The organism is Tardiphaga sp. OK245, assembly GCF_900108575.1.
Lineage (GTDB): Bacteria > Pseudomonadota > Alphaproteobacteria > Rhizobiales > Xanthobacteraceae > Tardiphaga > Tardiphaga robiniae.
This window is the reverse complement of the sequence record NZ_FNWZ01000004.1, coordinates 397,647-419,083: the sequence shown is the minus strand read 5'-3', so window position 1 is coordinate 419,083 and position 21,437 is coordinate 397,647. Positions and strand designations below refer to the sequence as shown.

The 21,437-nt window shown below is 61.0% G+C and carries 20 protein-coding genes; 17 read left to right on the top strand and 3 right to left on the bottom strand.

Annotated elements, in window-relative coordinates:
* Positions 1-64: 64 nt before the first annotated feature.
* A complete protein-coding gene (locus BLW80_RS20595) occupies positions 65-2,239 on the bottom strand; it encodes a TonB-dependent siderophore receptor (RefSeq protein ID WP_093759412.1) in 2,175 nt (724 codons plus the stop codon).
* A gap of 331 nt (positions 2,240-2,570) precedes the next feature.
* Between BLW80_RS20595 and BLW80_RS20590 the strand changes: the two genes are divergently transcribed.
* Together BLW80_RS20590 and BLW80_RS20585 are read left to right on the top strand one after the other, a co-directional pair.
* Complete coding sequence (locus BLW80_RS20590) at positions 2,571-3,218, top strand: glutathione S-transferase family protein (RefSeq protein ID WP_093759411.1); 648 nt, start codon at positions 2,571-2,573, stop codon at positions 3,216-3,218.
* 5 nt (positions 3,219-3,223) lie between these two features.
* Positions 3,224-3,589 carry a nuclear transport factor 2 family protein gene (locus BLW80_RS20585; RefSeq protein WP_093759410.1) on the top strand — a complete coding sequence of 122 codons (366 nt, stop codon included), beginning with the start codon at positions 3,224-3,226 and terminating at the stop codon, positions 3,587-3,589.
* A 47-nt stretch (positions 3,590-3,636) separates the two neighbouring features.
* Here BLW80_RS20585 and BLW80_RS20580 read toward each other — a convergent pair whose 3' ends face one another.
* Both BLW80_RS20580 and BLW80_RS20575 read right to left on the bottom strand, forming a co-directional pair.
* Entirely contained in the window at positions 3,637-4,398 is a 762-nt protein-coding gene (locus BLW80_RS20580) for a pirin family protein (protein ID WP_093759409.1), read from the bottom strand.
* A 136-nt stretch (positions 4,399-4,534) separates the two neighbouring features.
* Positions 4,535-5,128, bottom strand: a complete 594-nt coding sequence (locus BLW80_RS20575; RefSeq protein WP_093759408.1) for an isochorismatase family protein — start codon at positions 5,126-5,128, stop codon at positions 4,535-4,537.
* A gap of 31 nt (positions 5,129-5,159) precedes the next feature.
* Here BLW80_RS20575 and BLW80_RS20570 point away from each other — a divergent pair, with 31 nt between their 5' ends.
* The 15 genes from BLW80_RS20570 (at position 5,160) to ftsH (ending at position 21,416) form a co-directional block, all read left to right on the top strand.
* Positions 5,160-6,146 (top strand): LysR family transcriptional regulator, encoded by a 987-nt coding sequence (locus BLW80_RS20570; protein WP_244528360.1) that lies wholly within the window; start codon positions 5,160-5,162, stop codon positions 6,144-6,146.
* Between the two features lie 265 nt (positions 6,147-6,411).
* On the top strand, positions 6,412-6,828 hold the full coding sequence (locus tag BLW80_RS20565) for a YciI family protein (RefSeq protein WP_093759407.1): 417 nt from the start codon (positions 6,412-6,414) through the stop codon (positions 6,826-6,828).
* 27 nt (positions 6,829-6,855) lie between these two features.
* A complete protein-coding gene (locus BLW80_RS20560; protein WP_093760011.1) occupies positions 6,856-7,281 on the top strand; it encodes a YciI family protein in 426 nt (141 codons plus the stop codon).
* 163 nt (positions 7,282-7,444) lie between these two features.
* A complete protein-coding gene (locus BLW80_RS20555) occupies positions 7,445-8,149 on the top strand; it encodes a TetR/AcrR family transcriptional regulator (RefSeq protein ID WP_093759406.1) in 705 nt (234 codons plus the stop codon).
* Positions 8,150-8,256: 107 nt separating this feature from the next.
* Positions 8,257-8,736 (top strand): DUF2852 domain-containing protein, encoded by a 480-nt coding sequence (locus BLW80_RS20550; RefSeq protein WP_093760009.1) that lies wholly within the window; start codon positions 8,257-8,259, stop codon positions 8,734-8,736.
* 388 nt (positions 8,737-9,124) lie between these two features.
* Positions 9,125-9,838 carry a protein TolQ gene (tolQ, locus tag BLW80_RS20545; RefSeq protein ID WP_089261977.1) on the top strand — a complete coding sequence of 238 codons (714 nt, stop codon included), beginning with the start codon at positions 9,125-9,127 and terminating at the stop codon, positions 9,836-9,838.
* A 37-nt stretch (positions 9,839-9,875) separates the two neighbouring features.
* Positions 9,876-10,349, top strand: a complete 474-nt coding sequence (locus BLW80_RS20540) for a biopolymer transporter ExbD (protein ID WP_093759405.1) — start codon at positions 9,876-9,878, stop codon at positions 10,347-10,349.
* 46 nt (positions 10,350-10,395) lie between these two features.
* The gene (gene tolA / locus BLW80_RS20535; protein WP_502688626.1) at positions 10,396-11,433 is read left to right on the top strand and encodes a cell envelope integrity protein TolA; all 1,038 of its coding nucleotides are present in this window, start codon (positions 10,396-10,398) and stop codon (positions 11,431-11,433) included.
* 76 nt (positions 11,434-11,509) lie between these two features.
* Positions 11,510-12,835 carry a Tol-Pal system beta propeller repeat protein TolB gene (gene tolB, locus BLW80_RS20530; RefSeq protein WP_093760005.1) on the top strand — a complete coding sequence of 442 codons (1,326 nt, stop codon included), beginning with the start codon at positions 11,510-11,512 and terminating at the stop codon, positions 12,833-12,835.
* A 186-nt stretch (positions 12,836-13,021) separates the two neighbouring features.
* Complete coding sequence (locus tag BLW80_RS20525) at positions 13,022-15,349, top strand: putative bifunctional diguanylate cyclase/phosphodiesterase (RefSeq protein ID WP_089261975.1); 2,328 nt, start codon at positions 13,022-13,024, stop codon at positions 15,347-15,349.
* Between the two features lie 161 nt (positions 15,350-15,510).
* Positions 15,511-16,251 (top strand): N-acyl amino acid synthase FeeM domain-containing protein, encoded by a 741-nt coding sequence (locus BLW80_RS20520; RefSeq protein ID WP_439057254.1) that lies wholly within the window; start codon positions 15,511-15,513, stop codon positions 16,249-16,251.
* Positions 16,252-16,520: 269 nt separating this feature from the next.
* Complete coding sequence (gene pal, locus BLW80_RS20515; RefSeq protein WP_068733555.1) at positions 16,521-17,015, top strand: peptidoglycan-associated lipoprotein Pal; 495 nt, start codon at positions 16,521-16,523, stop codon at positions 17,013-17,015.
* 164 nt (positions 17,016-17,179) lie between these two features.
* Positions 17,180-18,187 carry a tol-pal system protein YbgF gene (gene ybgF, locus BLW80_RS20510; protein WP_093760003.1) on the top strand — a complete coding sequence of 336 codons (1,008 nt, stop codon included), beginning with the start codon at positions 17,180-17,182 and terminating at the stop codon, positions 18,185-18,187.
* Positions 18,188-18,234: 47 nt separating this feature from the next.
* Positions 18,235-19,266 (top strand): tRNA lysidine(34) synthetase TilS, encoded by a 1,032-nt coding sequence (tilS, locus tag BLW80_RS20505; RefSeq protein ID WP_093759403.1) that lies wholly within the window; start codon positions 18,235-18,237, stop codon positions 19,264-19,266.
* A 233-nt stretch (positions 19,267-19,499) separates the two neighbouring features.
* Positions 19,500-21,416, top strand: coding sequence for an ATP-dependent zinc metalloprotease FtsH (gene ftsH, locus BLW80_RS20500; RefSeq protein WP_093759402.1), 1,917 nt, complete (start codon positions 19,500-19,502; stop codon positions 21,414-21,416).
* Positions 21,417-21,437: the final 21 nt, after the last annotated feature.

The window sequence follows — 21,437 nt, the reverse complement described above, 5'->3', positions numbered from 1 at the left end:
TGTTTAGAGAACGACAACGGCCGGGACAAGCCCGGTCGCTCTTCGATCAGGTGACGTGTGGAGTTCAGAACCGATAGGTTGCGGAGCCCAGCACCGTGCGTCCCATGCCGGGGAAGCAATCGCCGCGGGCAAGGCAGGTGGTCATGTGGCGCTTGTCGGCGAGGTTGCTGGCATTGATCTGCAGCCGCCACGGACCGGTCTCGTATTTGATCATGGCATCGAACAGCGTGTAATCCGGCGTCTGCAGCGTGTCGGTGCCATCCCAGGAAACGCCAATGTAGCGCACACCGCTGCCGATGGTGACCTCTTGCAGGCCGAGCGCGGACAGCCGATAGGTGCCCCAGAGCGAGGCCTGCTGTTCCGGCACGATCTCGACGTGCTTGCCGGCATTGTCGCCGCTCTCGACCTTGGCATCGAGATAGGTATAGGCGCCGATCAGGTTGAGATCCGGTGTGACCTTGGTGATGACTTCAAGCTCGGCGCCGCGGATGCGAACCTGGCCAGTCTGGATCGACAAGTTCGCGTTGTCCGGATCGGCAGCGAGCCTGTTCTTCTCGACGGTGTCGAAGATCGCGCCGTTGATCGCAGTTCCGGGGAACGGATTGTACTTGAAACCGACCTCATAGATTTCGCCGCGCTGTGCCTTGCAGATATCGGCACAGACATTGGCGCCGAACACCGGATTGAACGACGTCGCATAGGTCACATAGGGATTGAAGCCAACCGGCGTTTCATACATCAGGCTGGCGCGTCCGGTGGTTGCGCGGGTGTCCTCGTCGGGGCTGCCGATGACGTCGTTGCCGACGAAATCCTGCCGGATGGCAAGAGTGGCGAGCCATGGACCATAACGCAACTGATCCTGCACATAGAGGCCCAACTGGTTTTGCCGGACGCGGGGATCGTCGAGCAGCGTCGGGGCTACGGTCGTCGTATAGACTGGCGCATAGAGATCGAATGGCGTCAGGTCGTCGAACTGGCCGCTGCGGCTGCGTTCGTTGATCTCGCGATAGTCGGTGCCGACCAGCATCTTGTGACTGACCGGACCGGTGAAGAACTTGAACTGCAGATTGTTGTCCATCGTCAGCATATCGCGTGTCGTCTCATTGTTGGAGACGACACGCGCAACCGTCCGGCGTTCGGGATCAAGGAAGGGATCGGCCGAGAAGCTGTTCGAATAACCGGTGCGATAGATGCCCTCGACATGGGCGTAGCGCAGGTTCTGCGTGAACTTCACCGCATCGTTGAAGTGATGCTCGAAAATGCTGCCGATGGCGGCGGTTTCGGTCTGGTACAGATCGTAGCCGGGATAGCCGGCGAAGCGGGTGATCGGGATCAGGCCATTGGGGCCAGGATAGAGCATGCCTTCATGCGGCAGGAAGCCGGTCCCCGTGCTGGTCTTGTCCTTCTGGTAGAAGCCCTGAATGGTCCAGTTGGTGTTGGTGGTCGGTCGCCAGGTCAGCGACGGGGCGAGCAGGATGCGGTCATCCGGCGTGAAATCGGTCTGCAAGTGACCGTCCCGGAACACGCCGACGAAACGATAGAGCCAGTCGCCGTCTTTGGTCAGCTTGCCGGTCGTGTCCAACTGGATCTGCTTGCGTCCGAAGTTGTCGAACTGCACGCCGATCTCATTGAAGCCTTCTGCTCGCGGCCGTTTCGAGATCAGGTTGATCAGGCCTGCCACCGAAGTGTCGCCATACAGCACGGAAGGCCCACGAAACACCTCGACGCGCTCCAGCATATAGGGGTCTTGCCGCCATTCGCCGAACTTGAAGGTGTTCACGACGCGGGTGCCATCGAGGAAGATGTTGGGGTCCTGACCGCGGACGCGCGGATAGTCGCCGCGCGAGTCCATGCCATAGGGGTCGGCGAGCACGCCGGGCACATAGCGTATGGCTTCCTGAACATTCGTGACCCCTTGATCGGTCATGCGGTCGGCGGTCACCACCGAGATCGATTGTGCGGTCTCGCGCAGCGGCGTGTCGGTCTTCATGCCGGTGGTGCTCTGCCCGGCGAGATAACCCTGGACCGGACCCGTGCCGGATTCGAAAGCCGCAGCAGCCGGAGCGGCGGTCGCGGCCGGCGCCGTCGGCCCCCGCGCTGCAGTTCGACGGCTGGCGGCGGAGTGCGCCGCTTGTGACCGCTGCGGACGTGCCGGCGTGGCACGCGGTTTGGCCTGCTCGACAACGACGGGCGGAAGCTGGCTCTGCGCCTGCGCCGGAGCTTCGATCGCGAAGGTCATAAGAACTGCGATAGACGCTCCGAAGAGTCGCTGTGAGGTTTGGGAAATGGCCACGCTTACGCTCCTTAGCTAATTTTCAGCTAAGTCGGTAACGCGCGCGTGAAGCGGTGTGAACGGCAAATGGCCATTTCCACAGGCTGCCAGCTTAGTATCGTTCTACTTTTCGAGCTCTGAATATGTCCAAGGCCCCCATGGAAGGATTTTGGCTCCCCTGTCGCGAAAATAGGCCGATACTTGTCGGGACGCGTCGAGCCCATTCGTCCTTGGTTGACGTCATTCGCCAGGCTCATGCAGCGGCGATGTATTTCATCCATCCTGACAGGAGGTTCCCTTGTCCCTCACACTGCATTTCCATCCGCTGTCGTCCTATTGCTGGAAGACGCTGGTTGCGCTGTACGAGAACGACACGCCGTTCACGCCGCATATGGTCAATCTCGGCGACGAAGCCGAGCGTGCTGCGCTGTTGAAACTGTGGCCGATCGGCAAATTCCCCGTGCTGCAGGACGATGCGCGCGGCGCGATCGTGCCGGAGTCCTCCATCGTCATCGAGTTTCTCGACCGGCATTTTCCCGGCCGCACGCGTTTCATCCCCGATGGCGACGCCGGCCTGCAGATGCGGTTACGCGACCGCTTCTATGATCTCTATGTGCACACGCCGACGCAGAAGATCGTCGGCGACCGTCTGGTGCCGGCTGACAAGAAGGATCCGCATGGCGTCGCCATGGCGCGGGCCCAGCTCACCACGTCCTACGGCATGATCAACAGGCAGATGGCGACGAACGTGTGGGCGATGGGCACAGCGTTCACGCTCGCCGACTGTGCGGCTGCGCCGGCGCTCTATTACGCGAACAAGGTGCATCCGTTCGGAGACGCGCATCGCAACGTCTCCGCCTATCTCGGCCGGTTGCTGGCGCGTCCATCATTCGCACGGGTGGTGAAGGAGGCGGAGCCGTACGCACACATGTTTCCGGAGGAGTGAGCATCATGAGTGCCGACAAGGCCAGGATCATCCGAGACTTGTTTGCAGCCTATCTGCGCAATGACCGCAAGGCCGTCGAAGATGCGTTCACGGACGACTTCACCTTTACGAGCCCGTTCGATGACGGGATCGACAAGGTGACCTATTTCGCCCGCTGCTGGCGTGTCGCCGACTGGATCGCGCAGCATGATCTTGAGCGTATCGCCGTCGATGGCGATACGGCTTTCGTGACCTATCGTTGCGTGGCGAAGGACGGCAAGAGCTTTCGCAATACCGAAGTCTTCGGCTTCGAGGGCGATCTCATCCGGTCGATCGATGTGTATTTCGGCGCGACATACAGGGATGGGGTATTCCAGAAGCAGGCGTCGTAAGGTCGCAATCATATGAGCGCGGACAAGATCCGAACCATCCATTCGGATCAGCCGCTGATAGTTCCTCCACGCGAGAACTTCGCGTTCCGATCGACGAGGAAAACAACGAGGTCCGTTTCCTGGACGGCGGTAACGTTCATCTCGGCCTGATCCGCGGCAAGCATCAGCGCGGTATGTGTTCCGACGTCGTGCTGTCCCGCAGATATTCTGCCCTGAAAAACATATAGCCAACGATCGAACCCGGGTTTGGACGGGAGGTCGATACTTTGACCTGCCGATAAGTGGGTATCGTACAAATAGACGGCCTGACGTACGAAGGTCGGGGCGTCGGATCCTTTCGGTCCGGTCAGCAACCGCCATTGATCGTTTCGCTTGATCTCATCGAGTTGGACAAATTGAACGATTGGCTCTTCGTCTGCGGCCTCAGGCCGAACGAAAATCTGCAGCATTTCGATCTGGTCGTCTCCGACAACTCGTTCTTCATGATGAAAACCGCGGCCTGCGTTCATCACCATCAACCGGTCGGGCGATATAAGTTCACTCTTTCCGGCGGAGTCGGTGTGTTGCATGCGGCCTGCGCGCATGTAGCTTATGATCTCGTCATTGCGATGCTCGTGCATCCTCACGACGAGGCCGGGTTGCAGCCGGGCGTGGTCGATAACGCCAAGCCCGCCGAAGCCTGCGTCATTTGGCTGTCCCAGAGAGATACCGGGATGGATTCGACGCAACTGGAATGGCCCTTGCGACCGGACCTGATGGCTTTCGGGCGAGACGACACCGATCCCTGCGATGGTTGGTGCTGAGGTCATGTTTTTTCTCCTTATCGCGTTTTCGAGCGAAGTGGATGCCGGTTCGCGTCAAGAAAACGCGTCAAACAAAAAGCTGGAGCCCGGTTCTGCTTCAATCAGAACCAATGAGGCTCCAGCTTCGGCGGGCGCGATGTCGTTACGGATTGATCGGCGGAAGGACCTCGGTGAACAGCAACTGGATGAGCTTTTGCCCATTGGGCGTGCCCCAGTTCTGAGCGAGCTCGGCGATCATCGTGTTGGTTGCTGTTAAAACAACGCCAGCATCCTGCATGCGCCGGCGGGACATATCCTCGGAGAGCTCGAATGGAGACCCGGAAGCGTCCATGACTGCCTGGACGCTGTAGCCTTCGGTCACCGCATCGATCGCCGGGAAGACGAGGCAGACGTCGGTCGTGACGCCGGCCATGATCAGGTTCTTTCGTCCCGTCGCTTCCACCGCTGCCTTGAAGTTGACGTCGGTCCAGGCATTGACGATGCCTTCGCGCTTGACGCGCGCTTTGAAGGCGTCTGGCAGGATCTCCTGCAGCTCCGGCAACAGCGGCCCCTGCAGGCGATCTTCCTGGCTCGACGTCAGGACGGTTGGAATGTTCAGGATGCTCGCTGTTTTCGCCAGTGCCAGCGACATGCGCTTGGCCCGGGCGACGTCGATGTTCTTGATCAACTGCATCGTGCCGATCTGATGATCGATGAGCAGAAGCGCGGAATTTTCCGGGGTGAAGTACTTGGGCATGATCTGACCTCGTTTGGCTCAAAGAGCGTCATTGCTCGCCCATAAGGGTAGAAATGAAACAAAGCCTGCGGCAGACTTGAAAAATGACCTCATCATGTTTCATAAATGGAACATGACAATCTTCGGAGATTTCGACGGCCTTGCGCTATTCACCCGCATCGTCCAGGCGGGAGGGCTCGCGGCGGCCGAGCGTGCGACGGGCATTCCGAAAGCGACGCTGTCCCGGCGACTGTCGGTGCTGGAAAATACCTTGAACGTCCGACTCGTCCGGCGGACGAAAAAGGGCGTCGTGCTCACAGAGCAGGGGCAGCAACTTTTCGAACGAAGCCGTGCGGCCTTCTCGCTCGCTGAAGAGGCCGTAGCCGAGGTTCAGGACGAGCGCGCAGCCCTGTCGGGCAACATTCGTCTTTCCTTGCCGCCCGATATCGCCACTGCAGTGCTTGCGCCTGCGTTGATCCGGTTCGGAGTCAGACATCCCGATGTCACGATTGAGATAACGCTTGCCGATCGCAGAGTGTCGCTGATTGAGGAAGGATATGACTTGGTGGTTCGGATGGGGCCGGTCGCGGACTCCGAACTGGTCTTCAGGAGAATTGCCACCTTGCCGAGAGTGCTGGTCGCCAGCCCGGACTTTTTATCGGCGCACTCCAGTTTGAACGAGCCGCAGGACCTCAGGGAAATTCCCGCGCTTGCGATCCGTCGCGATCTGGTCGAATGGGACCTGCGAAACGACAAAGGCGTGACTGCAACTGTCCATCCCAAAATCGGCTTTGCGATCAACCGGCAGACGATATTGGTGGACGCAGCAATTGCGGGCCTCGGGATTGCCAACCTGCCATTCTTTTTGGTTGAAGCCGCACTGACATCCGGTGCGCTTGTTCGCGTCCTGACGGGGTGGGAGCCATCTCCTGTCGAGATGACGGCGCTGTGGCAAAAGGATAGATTCAGCGGCCGCCTGATAAAGGCAATCGTGACCGAATTCGCAGATGCGCTGAAAGATGATCGGGCGTCGCGCTAGTCGATCATTCGAAATGCTGTTGAGCGATGATTGCGTTTCCGGGAGAGCCACACGGGCGGCCAGTTGTGATCCGGTAATTGTAGAAGCCTGGACCAGGCCGATTGGGCAGCAGCATAGCCCAATTTCGCAGCGGGATTGCCGCTGACCATGGTTGAAGGAAAAAATCTATTGGTCATGACGTCTGAAATAATTTCACCGGTCATGTCGGACTGGCAAAAGCTGCTTCGTCATCCTTGCAGTCGAACCTTCCAACGGAGAGAGACCGATGCGTTTCATGGTGATCGTGCATGCGAACAAGGACACCGAAGCCGGCGTGATGCCGACGACGGAACTGCTGACCGCGATGGGCAAGTTCAATGAGGAGATGTGCAATGCCGGCGTGATGCAGGCCGGCGAGGGGCTGCACCCGACGTCGAAAGGCGCGCGCATCACCTTTACCGGCAGTGAGCCAGTGGTGAAGCAGGGGCCGTTCGATGTGACGCGCGATCTGATAGCGGGCTTCTGGCTGATCGACGTCGCCTCGAAGGACGAGGCGATCGCGTGGATGAAGCGCGCGCCGTTTGCGGCCGGCGACGAGATCGAGATCCGTCAGGTGTTTGCGGCCGAGGATTTCGGTGACGCCCTCACACCCGAATTGCGCGAGAAGGAAGAGCGCCTGCGCGCGCAAGCCGCCAAGAAATAAGCGACGAGATCAACGAGGATAATGTCCATGCGATTCATGATGCTGATGATCCCCAGCGGCTATGAGACTGCGGCGCCGGGCACCGTGCCGGAGGATGTCGAGCGCGTCGCCGCGATGATGGCCTATAACAAGGCGCTGATGGATGCCGGTGTGCTGATCACCTGCGACGGATTGCACCCGCCGTCGATGGGCGCGCGGGTGTCCTTTCCATCCGGCAAGCCGGTGGTGACCGATGGGCCGTTCGCGGAATCCAAAGAAGTGCTCGGCGGCTACTGGATGATCGACGTCGCCTCGCGCGACGAGGCCATCGCCTGGGCCAGTCGCTGCCCGGCGACGCCCAACGAGGTGATCGAGGTCCGCCAGGTGCAGGAAATGGCCGATTATCCGGAGGACGTGCAGGCCGTCGCCTCAGGATTCGAGGTGATGCAGACCACCGCAAAGCGGCTCGGCTGAGGCAAAATCACTGCGACGGGCATGAAACGGTCGTGTCGCAACACGGCCGCATGCCTGCCGCAGGATTTCCGCATGCGGCGGGCGTTGATTTGTTGAGGGAATTTGCGCCGGTCACACCGTTTTGGTGTGACCTTTTGGCCCGGCTCATGTTAAAGCCCTTCACATGAGCTGGCGCAAAGACAGCCGCGGCGAGCGCGGTTATCACCACGGAAATCTGAAAGAGGCCCTGCTGCAGGCAGCGCTGGGGCTGATTGCGGAGAAGGGGCCTGCGGGCTTCACCTTCGCCGATGCCGCGCGCACGGCCGGCGTCAGCGCGGCCGCGCCCTATCGCCATTTCCGCGATCGCGACGATCTTCTCGCCAGCATCGCGCAGCGTGGCTTCGAGCAGTTCGAGCTGGTGCTGACGGCGGCGTGGGATGATGGCCGTCCGAATACGGTCACGGCTTTCGAGCGGATCGGCAAGGCGTATTTGAACTTCGCCCGCACTGAACCGGCCTTCTATTCGGCGATGTTTGAATCCGGAATCCCCGTAGATTCCAGTCCTGAACTCGCCGCGGCGGGAGAACGCGCCTTCGGTGTCATCCGTGCGGCGGCAGAACGTTTGGCCGCCTTGACGCCGCCCGGTGTGACGCGTCCACCGGCGATGATGATGGCGCTGCATATCTGGTCGCTGGCGCATGGCGTGGCCTCGCTGTTCGGCCGCGGCGATGCCGCGCGGCGCAAGCTGCCGATGTCGCCGGACGACCTGCTGGAGGCCGGCGCGCTGATTTATTTGCGCGGACTGGGCTTTCCAACCGACCAAAACGTCCACAAGTCCGACACATCTACAGCGCCCAAATCGGGTCCTTGGGGAACCGCCCCAAAATAATTCGCGGCGCTCCCCTTGCGGTCGCCTTGACAAAATCTGGCCGTGAGCTACGTATGTAAATGTTATTTACATTCACAAGCGGCATGGTGCCGCTGATGGAGAGGAAAATGGCCAACGCTGCAGATTACAATCGATGGGGTCCACCCGCCGATGATCGGGTGTCCTACCAGATGCGCTCACCATGGCACATCGTATTGATCGTGCTCGGTTTTATCATCTGGTGGCCGGTTGGCCTCGCACTTCTCTTCTTCACACTCGGGAGCAGAAAAATGGGTTGCTGGGATCGTCACGGCCGTTTCGAGAACAAGATGGAGCGAATGCAGTACAAGATGGAGCGCATGCGCAACCGCATGGAGCGCTCAGGCTTCGGGTCGGGCTTCGGCTTCGGCCCGCCGACCTCGGGCAACCGCGCCTTCGACGAATATCGCGTCGAAACCCTGCGCCGCCTCGAGGAAGAACAGCACGAATTCAAGAACTTCCTCGATCGTCTGCGTCACGCCAAGGACAAGGAAGAGTTCGACCAGTTCATGGCGCAGCACCGACCAAAGCCGACCCCGCCATCGGATAACAATCAGCCGCAGGGCTAACAGCCCGAAACTGATAGGCGTCAGGCGGTAGCGCCCCCTTCGCCCGATGCCGACATCGCCGCCCGTCTGATCATTCAGGCGGGCGGTTTTGCTTTGTCACGGGCCCTTCACGAACAAGCGAATACCGCTTCATTTCTCGGCCAAAACACGCTTTGGTAACTCTGCATTAACCATGACTGGCGTCTGTTAAAAGCCGCAGAAACGCGTGCAAGCCCTTGTTTTGACATGTTGGCAGGGAATTTAGGGCTCGGCTTCGGACAAGCCCTCCATGCGACACAACAAGAACATTGCACTGGCGTTCCGCGCCGCGCGCGATGCGTGGCCGCGGCACCAGCGATGAGCAAGTCGCTGGCAAATTGAGGATTTTTGCGTTGAGAGGATACCGTTCATGAATCCGGCCGATGTGGCGCAGTCAGCCCTGCCGCTGGCTTCATCCGACGTTTCGCTGATCGCGCTGTTCCTGCAGGCCCACTGGATCGTGAAAGCGGTCATGCTGGGACTGCTGGGCTGTTCGGTGTGGGTCTGGGCGATCGCGATCGACAAGATGTTCCTGTATGCGCGCACACGCCGCGCGATGGACCGGTTCGAGCAGGCCTTCTGGTCCGGCGAGTCCATCGAGGATCTGTACCGCGCGCTGTCCGCCAAGCCGACGCAGTCGATGGCGGCGTGTTTCGTCGCGGCGATGCGCGAGTGGAAGCGGTCTTTCGAAAGCCAGGCGCGCTCCTTCACCGGTCTGCAGATGCGCATCGACAAGGTGATGAACGTCTCCATCGCCCGCGAGGTTGAGCGGCTCGAGCGCCGGCTTCTGGTGCTGGCAACGGTCGGTTCGGCCGGCCCCTTCGTCGGTCTGTTCGGCACCGTCTGGGGCATCATGTCGAGCTTCCAGGCGATCGCGGCGTCCAAGAACACATCGCTGGCGGTGGTCGCACCAGGCATCGCGGAAGCGCTGTTTGCCACGGCCATCGGCCTTATCGCCGCCATCCCGGCGACTATTTTCTACAACAAATTCACGTCAGAAGTGAACAAACAGGCCCAGCGCCTGGAGGGGTTTGCCGACGAGTTTTCAGCGATCCTGTCGCGCCAGATCGACGAGCGCGTCTGATGGGTGACGAATTGAACCTTGAAGTGAGCACCCTGTCATGGGGATGAATATGGGCTCGGGCGGTGGTGGCGGAGGTCGGCGCGGGCGCCGGCGTGCTGCCGTCATGGCCGAGATCAACGTCACCCCGATGGTCGACGTCATGCTCGTGTTGATGATCATCTTCATGGTGTCGGCGCCGCTGATGACCTCGACCATCGATATCGACCTGCCGATCGCGAGCGGCGGCAAGTCGATATCGCAGAATGCTCCGCCGCTCACCGTGTCGGTGAAGCGCACCGGCGGTGGCTGTAATTCGGCGGTCGAAATGTATGTCGGCGACGCCCTGGTGCCGGTGAGTGAGCTCGACGCCAAGATCAAGGCGATCCGGGCGACGCGTTCGGAAACAGACAACACCGTGTTTCTCCGTGGTGACAAGGACGTCTGTTACACGGACATGATGAAATTGCTCGGCACTGTTCGCTCTGCCGGATTCAAGGCCAATATCGTGATCCTGCCGGAGCAGGGGACGTAAGCTCGTGGAACAGCCGGTTGATCTGGGCAGGAGCAGGATTGGAAATCTGATCGTGAAGGTCGACAAGACACTCATCGCATCGGTAGCCCTGCACGTCATCGTGATCGGGTGGGGACTTCTCACGTTCTCTTCCAAGGCATTGGAAGTGATGCCGGAGGATTCCGTCGGGGTCGACATCAGCGTCGAAAGCCAGTCCATGGTCGGTCAAAAGACCGGCAAGAAGGAAAATCCGAAGCCGAAGGTAGAGAAGGTTGCCGAGGCCAAGCCGCCGGTCGAGGATACCGTCGGCAAGATCGACGACAAGAAGCCGCCGGTGATCACCGAGACGGCGCCGAAGGAACAGCCGAAAACTGACGAGAAAGCGGCGGCCGAAGCGGCGAAGGCGGAGGCTGCGGCAAAAGCCGAGGCTGCAGCGAAAGCCGCGGCCGATGCCAAGGCAGAGGCAGAAGCCAAAGCGGCGGCGGTTGCCGACGCCAAGGCAGAGGCTGAAGCGAAGGCCGAGGCTGACGCCAAGGCGCAGGCAGAAGCCAAGGCGAAGGCCGAAGCGCAAGCCAAGGCTAAAGCAGAAGCCAAAGCGAAGGCTGAGGCCAAAGCCAAGGCTGACGCCGAAGCGAAAGCCAAGGCCGAAGCACAGGCCAAGGCAGCAGAGGCCAAGAAGGCCGAGCGCGTGTTCGATCAGTCAAAGATCGCGGCGCTGATCGATAAGCGCGATCCGACCCGGAATTCGGTGACGGGGTCCGACCTCAATCCGAACGAGGCTCTGGGTTTGGCGAAAGGCAATGCGAGCAACAACGTCGCCACTTGGGGCGCAATGTTCAAGTCGCAGGTCGAGCGCTGCTGGAAGAAGCCCTATGGCGGCATCGAAGCGCAGATGACCGAGTCGATTTTCAGCGTCAAGCTGAGGCGTGATGGGTCGTTGGAAACGACGCCGGTTGCCATCAGCAATCCATCGACGCCGTATTTCCGCGTCTATCAGGAGAGCGCACTGCGTGCGATCATCGAATGCGCGCCGTATAAACTGCCTACGGCGTTTTTTGACGAGTGGAAGTTTTTCGAACCCGTTTTCACCGAACGACGGTCATGAGCACGTCACTCCTGGTGACGATCACGAATACCGAGCAAAGCCCGCAATAATGACCGACAAGAATGGATTGCCCCCGATGTTGTTTCGCCCAAGTCGCCGACAGATCATCACAGGAATGGCGGCGACAGGTCTGCTGATGGGCACCAGTGCGCGAACCGCCTTCGGGCAGGCGCGCGTGCAGATCACGGAAGGCAATGTCGCGCCGCTGCCGATCGCGATCCCGAACTTCTCCGCCGGCACCGGTGCGGATAACGAAGTCAGCGTCGGCGTCTCCCAGGTCATCACCAACAATCTGAAGCGCAGCGGCCTGTTCGCGCCGATCGATCCGGCCGCCTTCGTCGAGAAGGCCATCAATATCGACGCGCCGCCGAACTTCGTGAACTGGAAGACCGTCAATGCGCAGGCGCTGGTCACTGGCCGCATGACCCGACAGGGCGATGGTCGCCTGAAGGCCGAATTCCGGCTGTGGGACGTCGCCACCGGTCAGCAATTGGCTGGCCAGCAATATTTCACCTCGCCGGAATACTGGCGTCGTATCGCCCACATCATTTCCGACCAGATCTATGAGCGCCTGACCGGCGAGAAAGGCTATTTCGATAGCCGCGTGGTCTTCGTTGACGAAACGGGCTCCAAGGAGCGCCGCGTCAAGCGATTGGCCCTGATGGATCAGGACGGTGCCAATGTGCGCTACCTGACGCGCGGGGCGGATCTGGTGCTGACGCCGCGTTTCTCGCCGTCGACGCAAGAGATCACTTATATGGAATTCGGCCAGGGTGATCCCAAGGTCTATCTCTTCAATATCGAGACAGGCCAGCGTGAGGTTGTCGGCAACTTCCCGGGCATGTCGTTCTCGCCGCGTTTCTCGCCGGATGGCCAGCGTGTCATCATGAGCCTGCAGCAGGGCGGCAATTCGAACCTGTTCGTCATGGATCTGCGGTCGAAGTCGACGACGCGCCTGACTGATACGCCGGCGATCGATACCTCGCCGTCCTATTCGCCGGACGGGGCACGGATTTGTTTCGAATCCGATCGCGGCGGCAAACCGCAGATCTATACGATGGCGGCCACCGGCGGCGGTGCCCAGCGCATCTCGTTCGGCGAAGGCAGCTATTCGACCCCGGTCTGGTCGCCGCGCGGCGACTATATCGCCTTCACCAAGCAGGGCGGCGGGCAGTTCTCGATCGGCATCATGAAGCCCGATGGCTCCGGTGAGCGGCTGCTGACGTCGGGCTATCATAATGAGGGTCCGACCTTCGCGCCGAACGGTCGCGTGATCATGTTCTTCCGCGATACGGGCGGGGGCCCGTCACTGTTTACGGTCGACGTGTCCGGCCGCAACGAGCTCAAGGTCCCGACCCCCGGCTTCGCGTCCGACCCGGCCTGGTCGCCATTACTATCGTAAACAAACGATTGGCGACGACGGGCGGATTACCGGCTATTCCCGGCAAACTTTGCCCACCGCGCTGAAATCACGAGCAGATTTGCTGTTTATGCGAATGCGTAAACAGTTCGCTAACGATGTTCCCTCAGAAAGACTTCATCAGGACCCGGTACCAATGTGCGCCTGAACAGGACGCATTTACGCCCGATGCAGCTCGCCGACCACAACCGGACGAACAGCAAATCGATGTCGCCGTCGATCTACACGGCGCTCGTCGATTCCTTGTTCGAAAACCCGATTCCGATGCTGGCCGGTGCGGTCTGCGCCGGGACCGGCGCAGTCATGACTGCGGTGAAGACCGGCAACCCTTTGCTGTGGCCATGCGCCGCCCTGATCATCGTCATTGGCGCTTTGCGGGCCCTTCAGCTTAGCCGCTATGAAAAGCGCGAGACCGCGCTGACGCCTGACGAGGCGATCCGCTGGGAATTCAATTACATGGTTGGCGGCTCGCTCTATGCAGCCGCGTTGGGCCTGTGGTGCTGGGTCGTTCTGCTCGGCAGCGATGATCCGGTCGCGCATATGCTGGGTACGGCAGTCACCGTCGCCTATATCGCGGCCGGTGCCGGCCGAACCTATGGCCGTCCGAAGATCGCGCAGTTGCAGGTGCTGCTGGCGTGCGGTCCGATGGCGCTGGCGCTGATTATCCACGGTGACTTCTACTATATCGGCTTTGCGTTTCTGAACGTCCTGTTCTTTGTCGGCCTGCGCCGGATCACGCTTCGTCTGCATGACGTCTACGTCAAAGCGCTGCTGGCCACCGAGCGGGTCGGCTCCATCGCCGGCCAGTTCGATACGGCGCTGAACAATATGCCCAACGGCCTGTGCATGTTCGGCGCCGATGGTCGGTTGGCGGTGCTCAACAATCGCTTTACCGCGATGATGGAGATTTCAGAGGATCTCGTGCAGCGCGGCGTGACTGCTCGCGAAGTCGTCTCGCTCTGCGTCAATGCAGGGACAGTGTCATCGGCCAGCGCGATGACCATCATCACCGAGATTGAAAGCTCGAAGGCAGCCGAAATCACGACCCTTGATCATGCCCACGAGAGTGAACGTGCATTGTCGTGGAAGTTTCAGCCGATGGTCGGCGGCGGCACGGTCGTTCTGCTTGAAGATATTACCGAGCGCCGCAATTCCGAAGCGCGTATCAGCCACATGGCGCGTTTCGACGAATTGACGGGGCTGCCGAACCGGGTCAGTTTCCGGAACGAAATCGGCCGCATGCTGAAGAGCTCGGACCAATCCACGCTGTCGGCCCTGCTGTTCGTCGATCTCGATCAGTTCAAGCAGGTCAACGATACGCTTGGTCATCCATGCGGTGATCAGCTGTTGTGCATGGTCGCCGATCGGCTGCGCGAAATGTTGCGCGCGGATGACTTCGTGGCTCGTTTCGGCGGTGACGAATTTGTCGTGTTCCAACGTGCCATCAAGACAAATCATGATGCAGCCGATCTGGCGCGTCGCATCGTCGAACGGCTCAGTGAGCGCTACGAGGTCGACAATCATCAGGTCGAGATCGGCGCCAGCGTCGGCATCGCCTTGACGGAACCCGACGTCAGCGCCGACAACCTTTTGAAGAACGCCGATATGGCGTTGTATCGTGCGAAGGCCTCCGGCCGTGGCACCTTCTGCTTCTTCCGCGACGAGATGGCCCAGACGGTCGAGGCGCGCCGCGTGCTCGAACTGGATCTGCGCCAGGCGCTCGCCAATGAAGAATTCGAGATTTACTACCAGCCGCTGGTCAATCTGAAGTCGGGACGCATCTCGACCTGCGAAGCGCTGCTGCGCTGGAATCATCCTGTCCGCGGCACTGTTTCGCCGGTCGATATCATTCCCGTCGCAGAAGACATGGGCCTGATCGTCGATCTTGGCCGCTGGATTTTGCGCAAGGCCTGTATCGAATGCATGAAGTGGCCGGACGCGGTCAGCGTCGCCGTCAACTTCTCGTCGCAGCAGTTTCATCAGCGCGATGTGTTGAGCGAGGTACGCTACGCCCTCGATGTGTCCGGGCTGCCGGCGCGTCGTCTCGAGATCGAGATCACCGAATCGTCGCTGCTGCGTAATACGCAGTGGACCCACGATGCCCTCGCGCAGCTTCACGCAGCAGGTTGTCGGATTTCGCTCGACGATTTCGGTACCGGCTATTCGAGCCTGAGCTATCTGCACAATTTCCCGCTGCAGAAGGTGAAGATCGATCGCTCATTCCTCGAAGGGATCGATACGGACCGTCCGTTGACGCTGCTGCGCGGCGTTGCGCGCCTCAGTGCCGATCTGGGAATGACGGTTGTCGTCGAAGGCATCGAGACCAACGAGCAACTCGAGCTGATCAGTGCCGATGGCACGATCAGCGAGGCGCAGGGCTATCTGTTCAGCCGCCCGGTGCCTGCGACCCGGATCAGGCAGCTCCTGGACGCATCCCACGGACGTCGCGTGATCGAGCCCGGCGCCAATGTCGAGGCCACGCGCGCACCGGCCTGACCAGCCGCGGGCCACACTCTCGAATTTCCATTTCCATTCGTTTCGCGCGCCGAATAGGCCAAAAGGGTTAACCACATTGTGGCAGAACCTTTGACAACTTTTAAGAAAGCTTTAACCTTTCCTTACTCGCGTAGTCATGGCGTTGGTGCGTAGGAGACGGAATGATGGCTTCGGCCGATCAAGCGACTGAAGCTTCGAAGCGCAGCGATATTCTCGACCGGGTTGACTACCGTCTTGCCGAAACCGAAGCTGAGAAAGAGGCGATCTATAGCCTGCGCTATAGAGCCTATCTCCATGAGGGAGCCATCGAGCCTCGCGCGGATCGCCGTCTCGCCGACCGTTTCGACGATTTGCCGAATTCATGGACTTTCGGGATATTCGTTGATGGCGAGCTCGCCAGTTCGCTGCGCGTTAGCGTAGCGACGCCGGACAATCCGGAAACGCCTGCCGTCGATGCATTCGGGGACTTGCTGCGTCCCGAGCTGGACAAGGGGAAGATCATCGTCGACCCGAACCGCTTCGTGGCCGACCCGAACAACCGCACCAAGTTTCCTGAACTGCCCTATATGACGGTTCGGCTGGGCTATGTAGCCTGCGGCTATTTCAAAGCCGATATCGGGACGGCGACCGTGCGCGCCGAGCATCGCGCATTCTATCGCAAGGTTTTTCTGCAGACGCCGATGTGCGAGCCGCGGCCCTATCCGACGCTGACCAAGCCGTTATGCCTGATGGCGGCCGACTACGCCGCGGTGCGCGAACGCATTTTTATGCGCTACCCGCATTTCCGCTCCAGTCTCTTCGAGCAGCGGGCTCTGTTCGAGCGCAAGAGCGAGCCCCTGGCGCCGGATCTTCATTCATCCGAGTTCCATATCGCCCAGGCCGCGATGTTGCCCCGCACCTGAGGGTGAGGGGGGCGACGGTCCCATCGCTGGCCATTGCTGACTATCCCAGCAGTCCCGCCGCAGGATTCTGCCTAAAACCAGCTGCTTTCTCAGAACCTTCACCGTCGCGCCACATTTGCCAACCATTAACCACGTCGTTGCTTTTTCGCGGCCTGTGGCTTTTGATCGGTTTTGGCAACACCTCATCAAGGTTGACGGAACGTTCGCTTAACCAACGCCCTGTAGACCGAATGACAGTTGGGTAAAGCGTGAGCGTGGAGGCTCCGGGAATGAAGCATCAGATGCGTATCCTCCAGGGATTAAAACTGGCTGCAGTGCTGGCCGTGGCGCTGTCGATGGGCGCCTGCGCCAACAAGAACGGTTTGGGTGCCGATGGCGCGATGGCCAATGCCGCCACGCCGGGCAGCCAGCAGGACTTCGTCGTCAATGTCGGCGATCGCGTGTTCTTCGAGAGCGATCAGACCGAACTGTCGCCGCAGGCGATCGCGACCCTGGACAAGCAGGCGCAGTGGCTGCAGCAGTACAACCGCTATTCCTTCACCATCGAAGGTCATGCGGACGAGCGCGGCACCCGCGAATACAACATTGCCCTCGGCGCCCGCCGTGCCCAGTCGGTTCGCACCTTCCTGGCCTCGCGCGGGATCGATGCCAGCCGGATGCGCACCATCTCTTACGGCAAGGAACGTCCGGTCGCGGTGTGTAACGACATCTCGTGCTGGTCGCAGAACCGCCGTGCGGTCACCGTGCTGAACGCCGGCGCGTAAGCGACGTCTGATATCAAACAAAACGGCGTCTGCCCCCGGGGCAGGCGCCGTTTTTGTTTTCAACGGGCGCCTTTGTCGCTGTCGAAAGTCACATTTTTGGCGTAGTGAAATCCTCATCGTGATGCGCGCCAATGGGGCGCGAAACCGGTCATTTTCAGGCTCAAATGTCATCCAGATCTCATTCGCTCGCCGGCGCCGCACTCGTCTCCATGCTGCTCGTCACGGCTTCGCCGGTTTGGGCGCAGTTGTTCGGTCAACCGGCTCCCCGTCAGCAGGGCTACGGCCAGCAGTCGGGCGACGACGATGCCGATCAGGGCTTGCAGATCGAGCGGTTGCAGAACCAGCTGCGGCAGCTCACCGGCCAGAACGAGGAGCTGCAGTTCCGTAACCGCCAGCTCGAGGATCAGCTTCGGCAGCTGCAGGCCGGCGGCGCCCCGGCCGGTGCGCCTCCCGGTGCTGCCGGCGGCCGGCCCAATATCGCTGCCGCCCCGGTGCAGCAGGCACCGCAGCCCGGTTACAATCAGCAACAGCCGCAGATCGCGGCACCTGCACCAATTGCTCAGGATCCCGCGCCAGCTCCTCGCGCTGGCCGTCGCAACGATGCGTTCGATCCCAATGCAAACCCCAATGCGCCGGGCGTGCCGCGCGCGCTGGGTGGCGGGCAGCAGCCTATGCCCGCAAACGCACCGGTCGGTGTACAGGGCGGTCGTGGAGCCGGCGAGCCGCTCCCGCTGGGTAATGCCACCCCGGCCGGAGCAGCGCCAGCACTGACGACCTTACCGCCGGGCGCGACCCCGAAGGACGAGTTCGATCTCGGCATCGGCTATATGCAGCGTCGTGATTACGCGCTGGCCGAAGAGACCATGCGCAACTTCGCCCAGAAATATCCCGGTGATCCAATGATTGCGGATTCGCAGTATTGGCTCGGCGAGAGCTTCTTCCAGCGCCAGAAATATCGCGATGCCGCCGAGACATTCCTGGGCGTGACCACGAAATACGACACCTCTGCCAAGGCGCCCGATGCGTTGCTACGGCTCGGCCAGTCGCTGGCCGCGCTGAAGGAAAAGGAAGCGGCCTGTGCCGCCTTCGGTGAAGTGACACGGAAATATCCCCGCGCCTCGGCTGGCGTGAAACAGGGCGTGGACCGCGAGCAAAAACGCGTTAAGTGCTAGGTGATCGCCCCGGACGATGAGCCGGGTCGCAACCGGTTCCGACGCGCATGTCCGACGACGACCAGTCGCCGATTTCGGCCCAGATGGCGAAACAGCTATTCGCTGACTGGGCGTCCGCACCAGCATTGGTCCTGGCCGTGTCCGGCGGTCCTGATTCCGTCGCCCTGATGTGGCTCGCCGCGCGTTGGCGGCGTGCGCTCAAACGCGGCCCCGACCTTATTGCCGTGACCATCGACCATGGTTTACGACCTGAAGCGGCCCGCGAGGCCCGCGACGTGAAGCGGCTCGCGGCATCTCTCGATATTCCTCACCGCACTCTTCGCTGGACTGGCGCCAAGCCGAAAACCGGACTGCCTGCCGCGGCCCGCGATGCGCGCTATCTGCTGCTTGCCAAGGCCGCGCGCAGCGTCGGAGCATTCCATGTACTGACTGCTCATACCCGCGACGATCAGGCCGAGACCCTGCTGATGCGGATGGCGCGGGGCAGCGGTATCGCCGGGCTCGCAGGCATGGCGCGACTAACCGAGCGTGACGGCATCCAGCTCGCGCGTCCCTTTTTGCACATCGCGAAGGCGCAGCTTGTTGCCACGCTGACCAAAGCGAAAATCGACTTCGCGACCGATCCGAGTAACTCCGATCCGAGCTACACCCGTCCGCGGCTGCGGGCTCTGATGCCAGCGCTGGCGTCCGAGGGCTTCGATTCGCGTAACCTCGCCCGGCTGGCGACGCGGCTCCGGCGTGCCGATGCCGCGCTGGAGCTGATGGTCGACGGGGCAGAGCGGTTTCTGGCACTGCACAGCCCGGGCAGGGTGCCTGAAGCCATCGATGCGCGAGCATTTGCGGGGCTCGCGGAGGAAATTCGCGTTCGGTTGTTGCTGCGGATGATCGATCAGGTCGGGCACGAAGGGCCGGCCGAGCTCGGCAAGGTCGAAACGCTTGTATTCGCCATCGTTCAGGCCGCGCGATCGGGCGGGAAAGGTACTCTGCTGAAGCAGACGCTCGCCGGTGCCATGATCACGCTGACGCAGGACCGCCTGAGAATCGTTCCGGCGCCGCCCAGGCGTCGCCGCGCCGATTGAGTGCAAAGACCTACCTGTGGCCCCACAGTACCTTAACCACCGTGGGAAAACCCTGTCAGCACTGCCATTATTTGAACCGGAAATGCGCGTAGATGCGTTAAATAGTCCATCCCAGTTCCCTTGGCAGCGCCCTCGGTCGCACCTAGATTGTATCGGACCGACCCAGGGTGAACCCTTGTGGCGACCCACAAGGGAATAAGGCCGCGATTTCGCGCGGCGACGAAGGAAGATCGATGAACGCGAACCTGCGCAATTTTGCCCTCTGGGTCATTATCGTTTTGTTGCTGCTGGCGCTGTTCACGCTTTTCCAGAATCCTGGTCAGCGCACCGCCTCGCAGGACATTTCGTTCTCGCAGCTCCTCACCGAAGTTGATCAAAATCACGTCCGCGATGTCGTAATCCAGGGTCCCGAGATTCACGGCACCTTCACCAACGGCTCCAGCTTCCAGACCTATGCCCCGAGCGACCCGACCCTGATCAAGCGTCTCTATGACGCCAAGGTCTCGATCACCGCCAAGGCTCCGGGCGACAACGTGCCGTGGTTCGTGTCGCTGCTCGTCTCATGGCTGCCGTTCATCGCGCTGATCGGCGTGTGGATCTTCCTGTCGCGCCAGATGCAGGGCGGCGCCGGCAAGGCGATGGGCTTCGGCAAGTCGCGCGCCAAGATGCTGACGGAAGCGCATGGCCGCGTCACCTTCGAGGACGTCGCCGGTGTCGATGAGGCCAAGCAGGACCTGCAGGAAATCGTCGAATTCCTGCGCGACCCCGGCAAGTATCAGCGCCTCGGCGGACGTATCCCGCGCGGCGTGCTGCTGGTTGGCCCTCCCGGCACCGGTAAGACGCTGATCGCGCGTGCGGTCGCGGGCGAAGCCAATGTGCCGTTCTTCACCATTTCGGGTTCGGACTTCGTCGAAATGTTCGTCGGCGTCGGCGCATCCCGTGTGCGTGACATGTTCGAGCAGGCCAAGAAGAATGCGCCCTGCATCATCTTCATCGACGAAATCGACGCCGTCGGTCGTCATCGTGGCGCCGGTCTCGGCGGCGGCAATGACGAGCGCGAACAGACCCTCAACCAGTTGCTGGTCGAGATGGACGGCTTCGAGGCCAATGAAGGCGTGATCCTGATCGCCGCCACCAACCGTCCGGACGTGCTGGATCCCGCGCTGCTGCGTCCCGGCCGTTTCGACCGTCAGGTCGTGGTACCGAATCCGGACGTCGTCGGTCGCGAGCAGATCCTCAAGGTCCATGTCCGCAAGGTGCCGCTGGCGCCGGATATCAACCTCAAGACCATCGCACGCGGCACGCCCGGTTTCTCCGGCGCGGACCTGATGAATCTCGTCAACGAGGCCGCACTGACTGCCGCGCGCCGTAACAAGCGCATGGTGACGCAGAGCGAGTTCGAAGAGGCCAAGGATAAGGTGATGATGGGCGCCGAGCGCAAGTCGCTGGTGATGTCCGAGGAAGAGAAGATGCTGACGGCCTATCACGAGGGCGGCCACGCCATCGTCGGCCTCAACGTCGTCGCCACCGACCCGATCCACAAGGCGACTATCATTCCGCGCGGCCGTGCGCTCGGCATGGTCATGCAGCTGCCGGAACGCGACAAGATGTCGATGTCCCTGGAGCAGATGACCTCGCGCCTCGCCATCATGATGGGTGGCCGCGTTGCTGAAGAATTGATCTTCGGCCGCAACAAGGTCACCTCGGGTGCGTCCTCCGATATCGAGCAGGCCACGCGGCTGGCTCGCATGATGGTGACGCGCTGGGGCCTGTCGGAAGAACTCGGTACGGTGTCGTACGGCGAGAACAACGACGAAGTCTTCCTCGGCATGCAGATGAACCGCACCCAGGCGGTCTCGGAATCCACGGCGCAGAAGATCGACTCCGAAGTGAAGCGTCTGGTCGCCGAAGGCTATGACGAAGCGACCAAGATCCTCACCGAGAAGCGCGATGACCTCGAAACGCTGGCCAAGGGCTTGCTCGAATTCGAAACCCTCTCGGGCGACGAGATCACGGATTTGCTGAACGGCAAGAAGCCGAACCGCGAGTCGGTGCTGGAGCCGTCGGGTCCGCGCACTTCGGCTGTGCCGCCCGCTGGCAAGCCGCGCCCGCGTCCGGACGGTGGCCTGGAGCCGCAGCCGCAGGCGTAAAGTCGTTCACACGCAAATATG

Bases quoted from the DNA above. Each gene is read 5' to 3' on its own strand.
- BLW80_RS20595 (WP_093759412.1), bottom strand. From the start codon at position 2,239: ATGACCTTCGCGATCGAAGCTCCGGCGCAGGCGCAGAGCCAGCTTCCG.
- BLW80_RS20585 (WP_093759410.1), top strand. From the start codon at position 3,224: ATGAGTGCCGACAAGGCCAGGATCATCCGAGACTTGTTTGCAGCCTAT.
- BLW80_RS20580 (WP_093759409.1), bottom strand. From the start codon at position 4,398: ATGACCTCAGCACCAACCATCGCAGGGATCGGTGTCGTCTCGCCCGAA.
- BLW80_RS20575 (WP_093759408.1), bottom strand. From the start codon at position 5,128: ATGCCCAAGTACTTCACCCCGGAAAATTCCGCGCTTCTGCTCATCGAT.
- BLW80_RS20565 (WP_093759407.1), top strand. From the start codon at position 6,412: ATGCGTTTCATGGTGATCGTGCATGCGAACAAGGACACCGAAGCCGGC.
- BLW80_RS20560 (WP_093760011.1), top strand. From the start codon at position 6,856: ATGCGATTCATGATGCTGATGATCCCCAGCGGCTATGAGACTGCGGCG.
- BLW80_RS20555 (WP_093759406.1), top strand. From the start codon at position 7,445: ATGAGCTGGCGCAAAGACAGCCGCGGCGAGCGCGGTTATCACCACGGA.
- BLW80_RS20550 (WP_093760009.1), top strand. From the start codon at position 8,257: ATGGCCAACGCTGCAGATTACAATCGATGGGGTCCACCCGCCGATGAT.
- tolQ (WP_089261977.1), top strand. From the start codon at position 9,125: ATGAATCCGGCCGATGTGGCGCAGTCAGCCCTGCCGCTGGCTTCATCC.
- BLW80_RS20540 (WP_093759405.1), top strand. From the start codon at position 9,876: ATGGGGATGAATATGGGCTCGGGCGGTGGTGGCGGAGGTCGGCGCGGG.
- tolB (WP_093760005.1), top strand. From the start codon at position 11,510: ATGTTGTTTCGCCCAAGTCGCCGACAGATCATCACAGGAATGGCGGCG.
- BLW80_RS20525 (WP_089261975.1), top strand. From the start codon at position 13,022: ATGCAGCTCGCCGACCACAACCGGACGAACAGCAAATCGATGTCGCCG.
- BLW80_RS20520 (WP_439057254.1), top strand. From the start codon at position 15,511: ATGATGGCTTCGGCCGATCAAGCGACTGAAGCTTCGAAGCGCAGCGAT.
- pal (WP_068733555.1), top strand. From the start codon at position 16,521: ATGAAGCATCAGATGCGTATCCTCCAGGGATTAAAACTGGCTGCAGTG.
- ybgF (WP_093760003.1), top strand. From the start codon at position 17,180: ATGTCATCCAGATCTCATTCGCTCGCCGGCGCCGCACTCGTCTCCATG.
- tilS (WP_093759403.1), top strand. From the start codon at position 18,235: ATGTCCGACGACGACCAGTCGCCGATTTCGGCCCAGATGGCGAAACAG.
- ftsH (WP_093759402.1), top strand. From the start codon at position 19,500: ATGAACGCGAACCTGCGCAATTTTGCCCTCTGGGTCATTATCGTTTTG.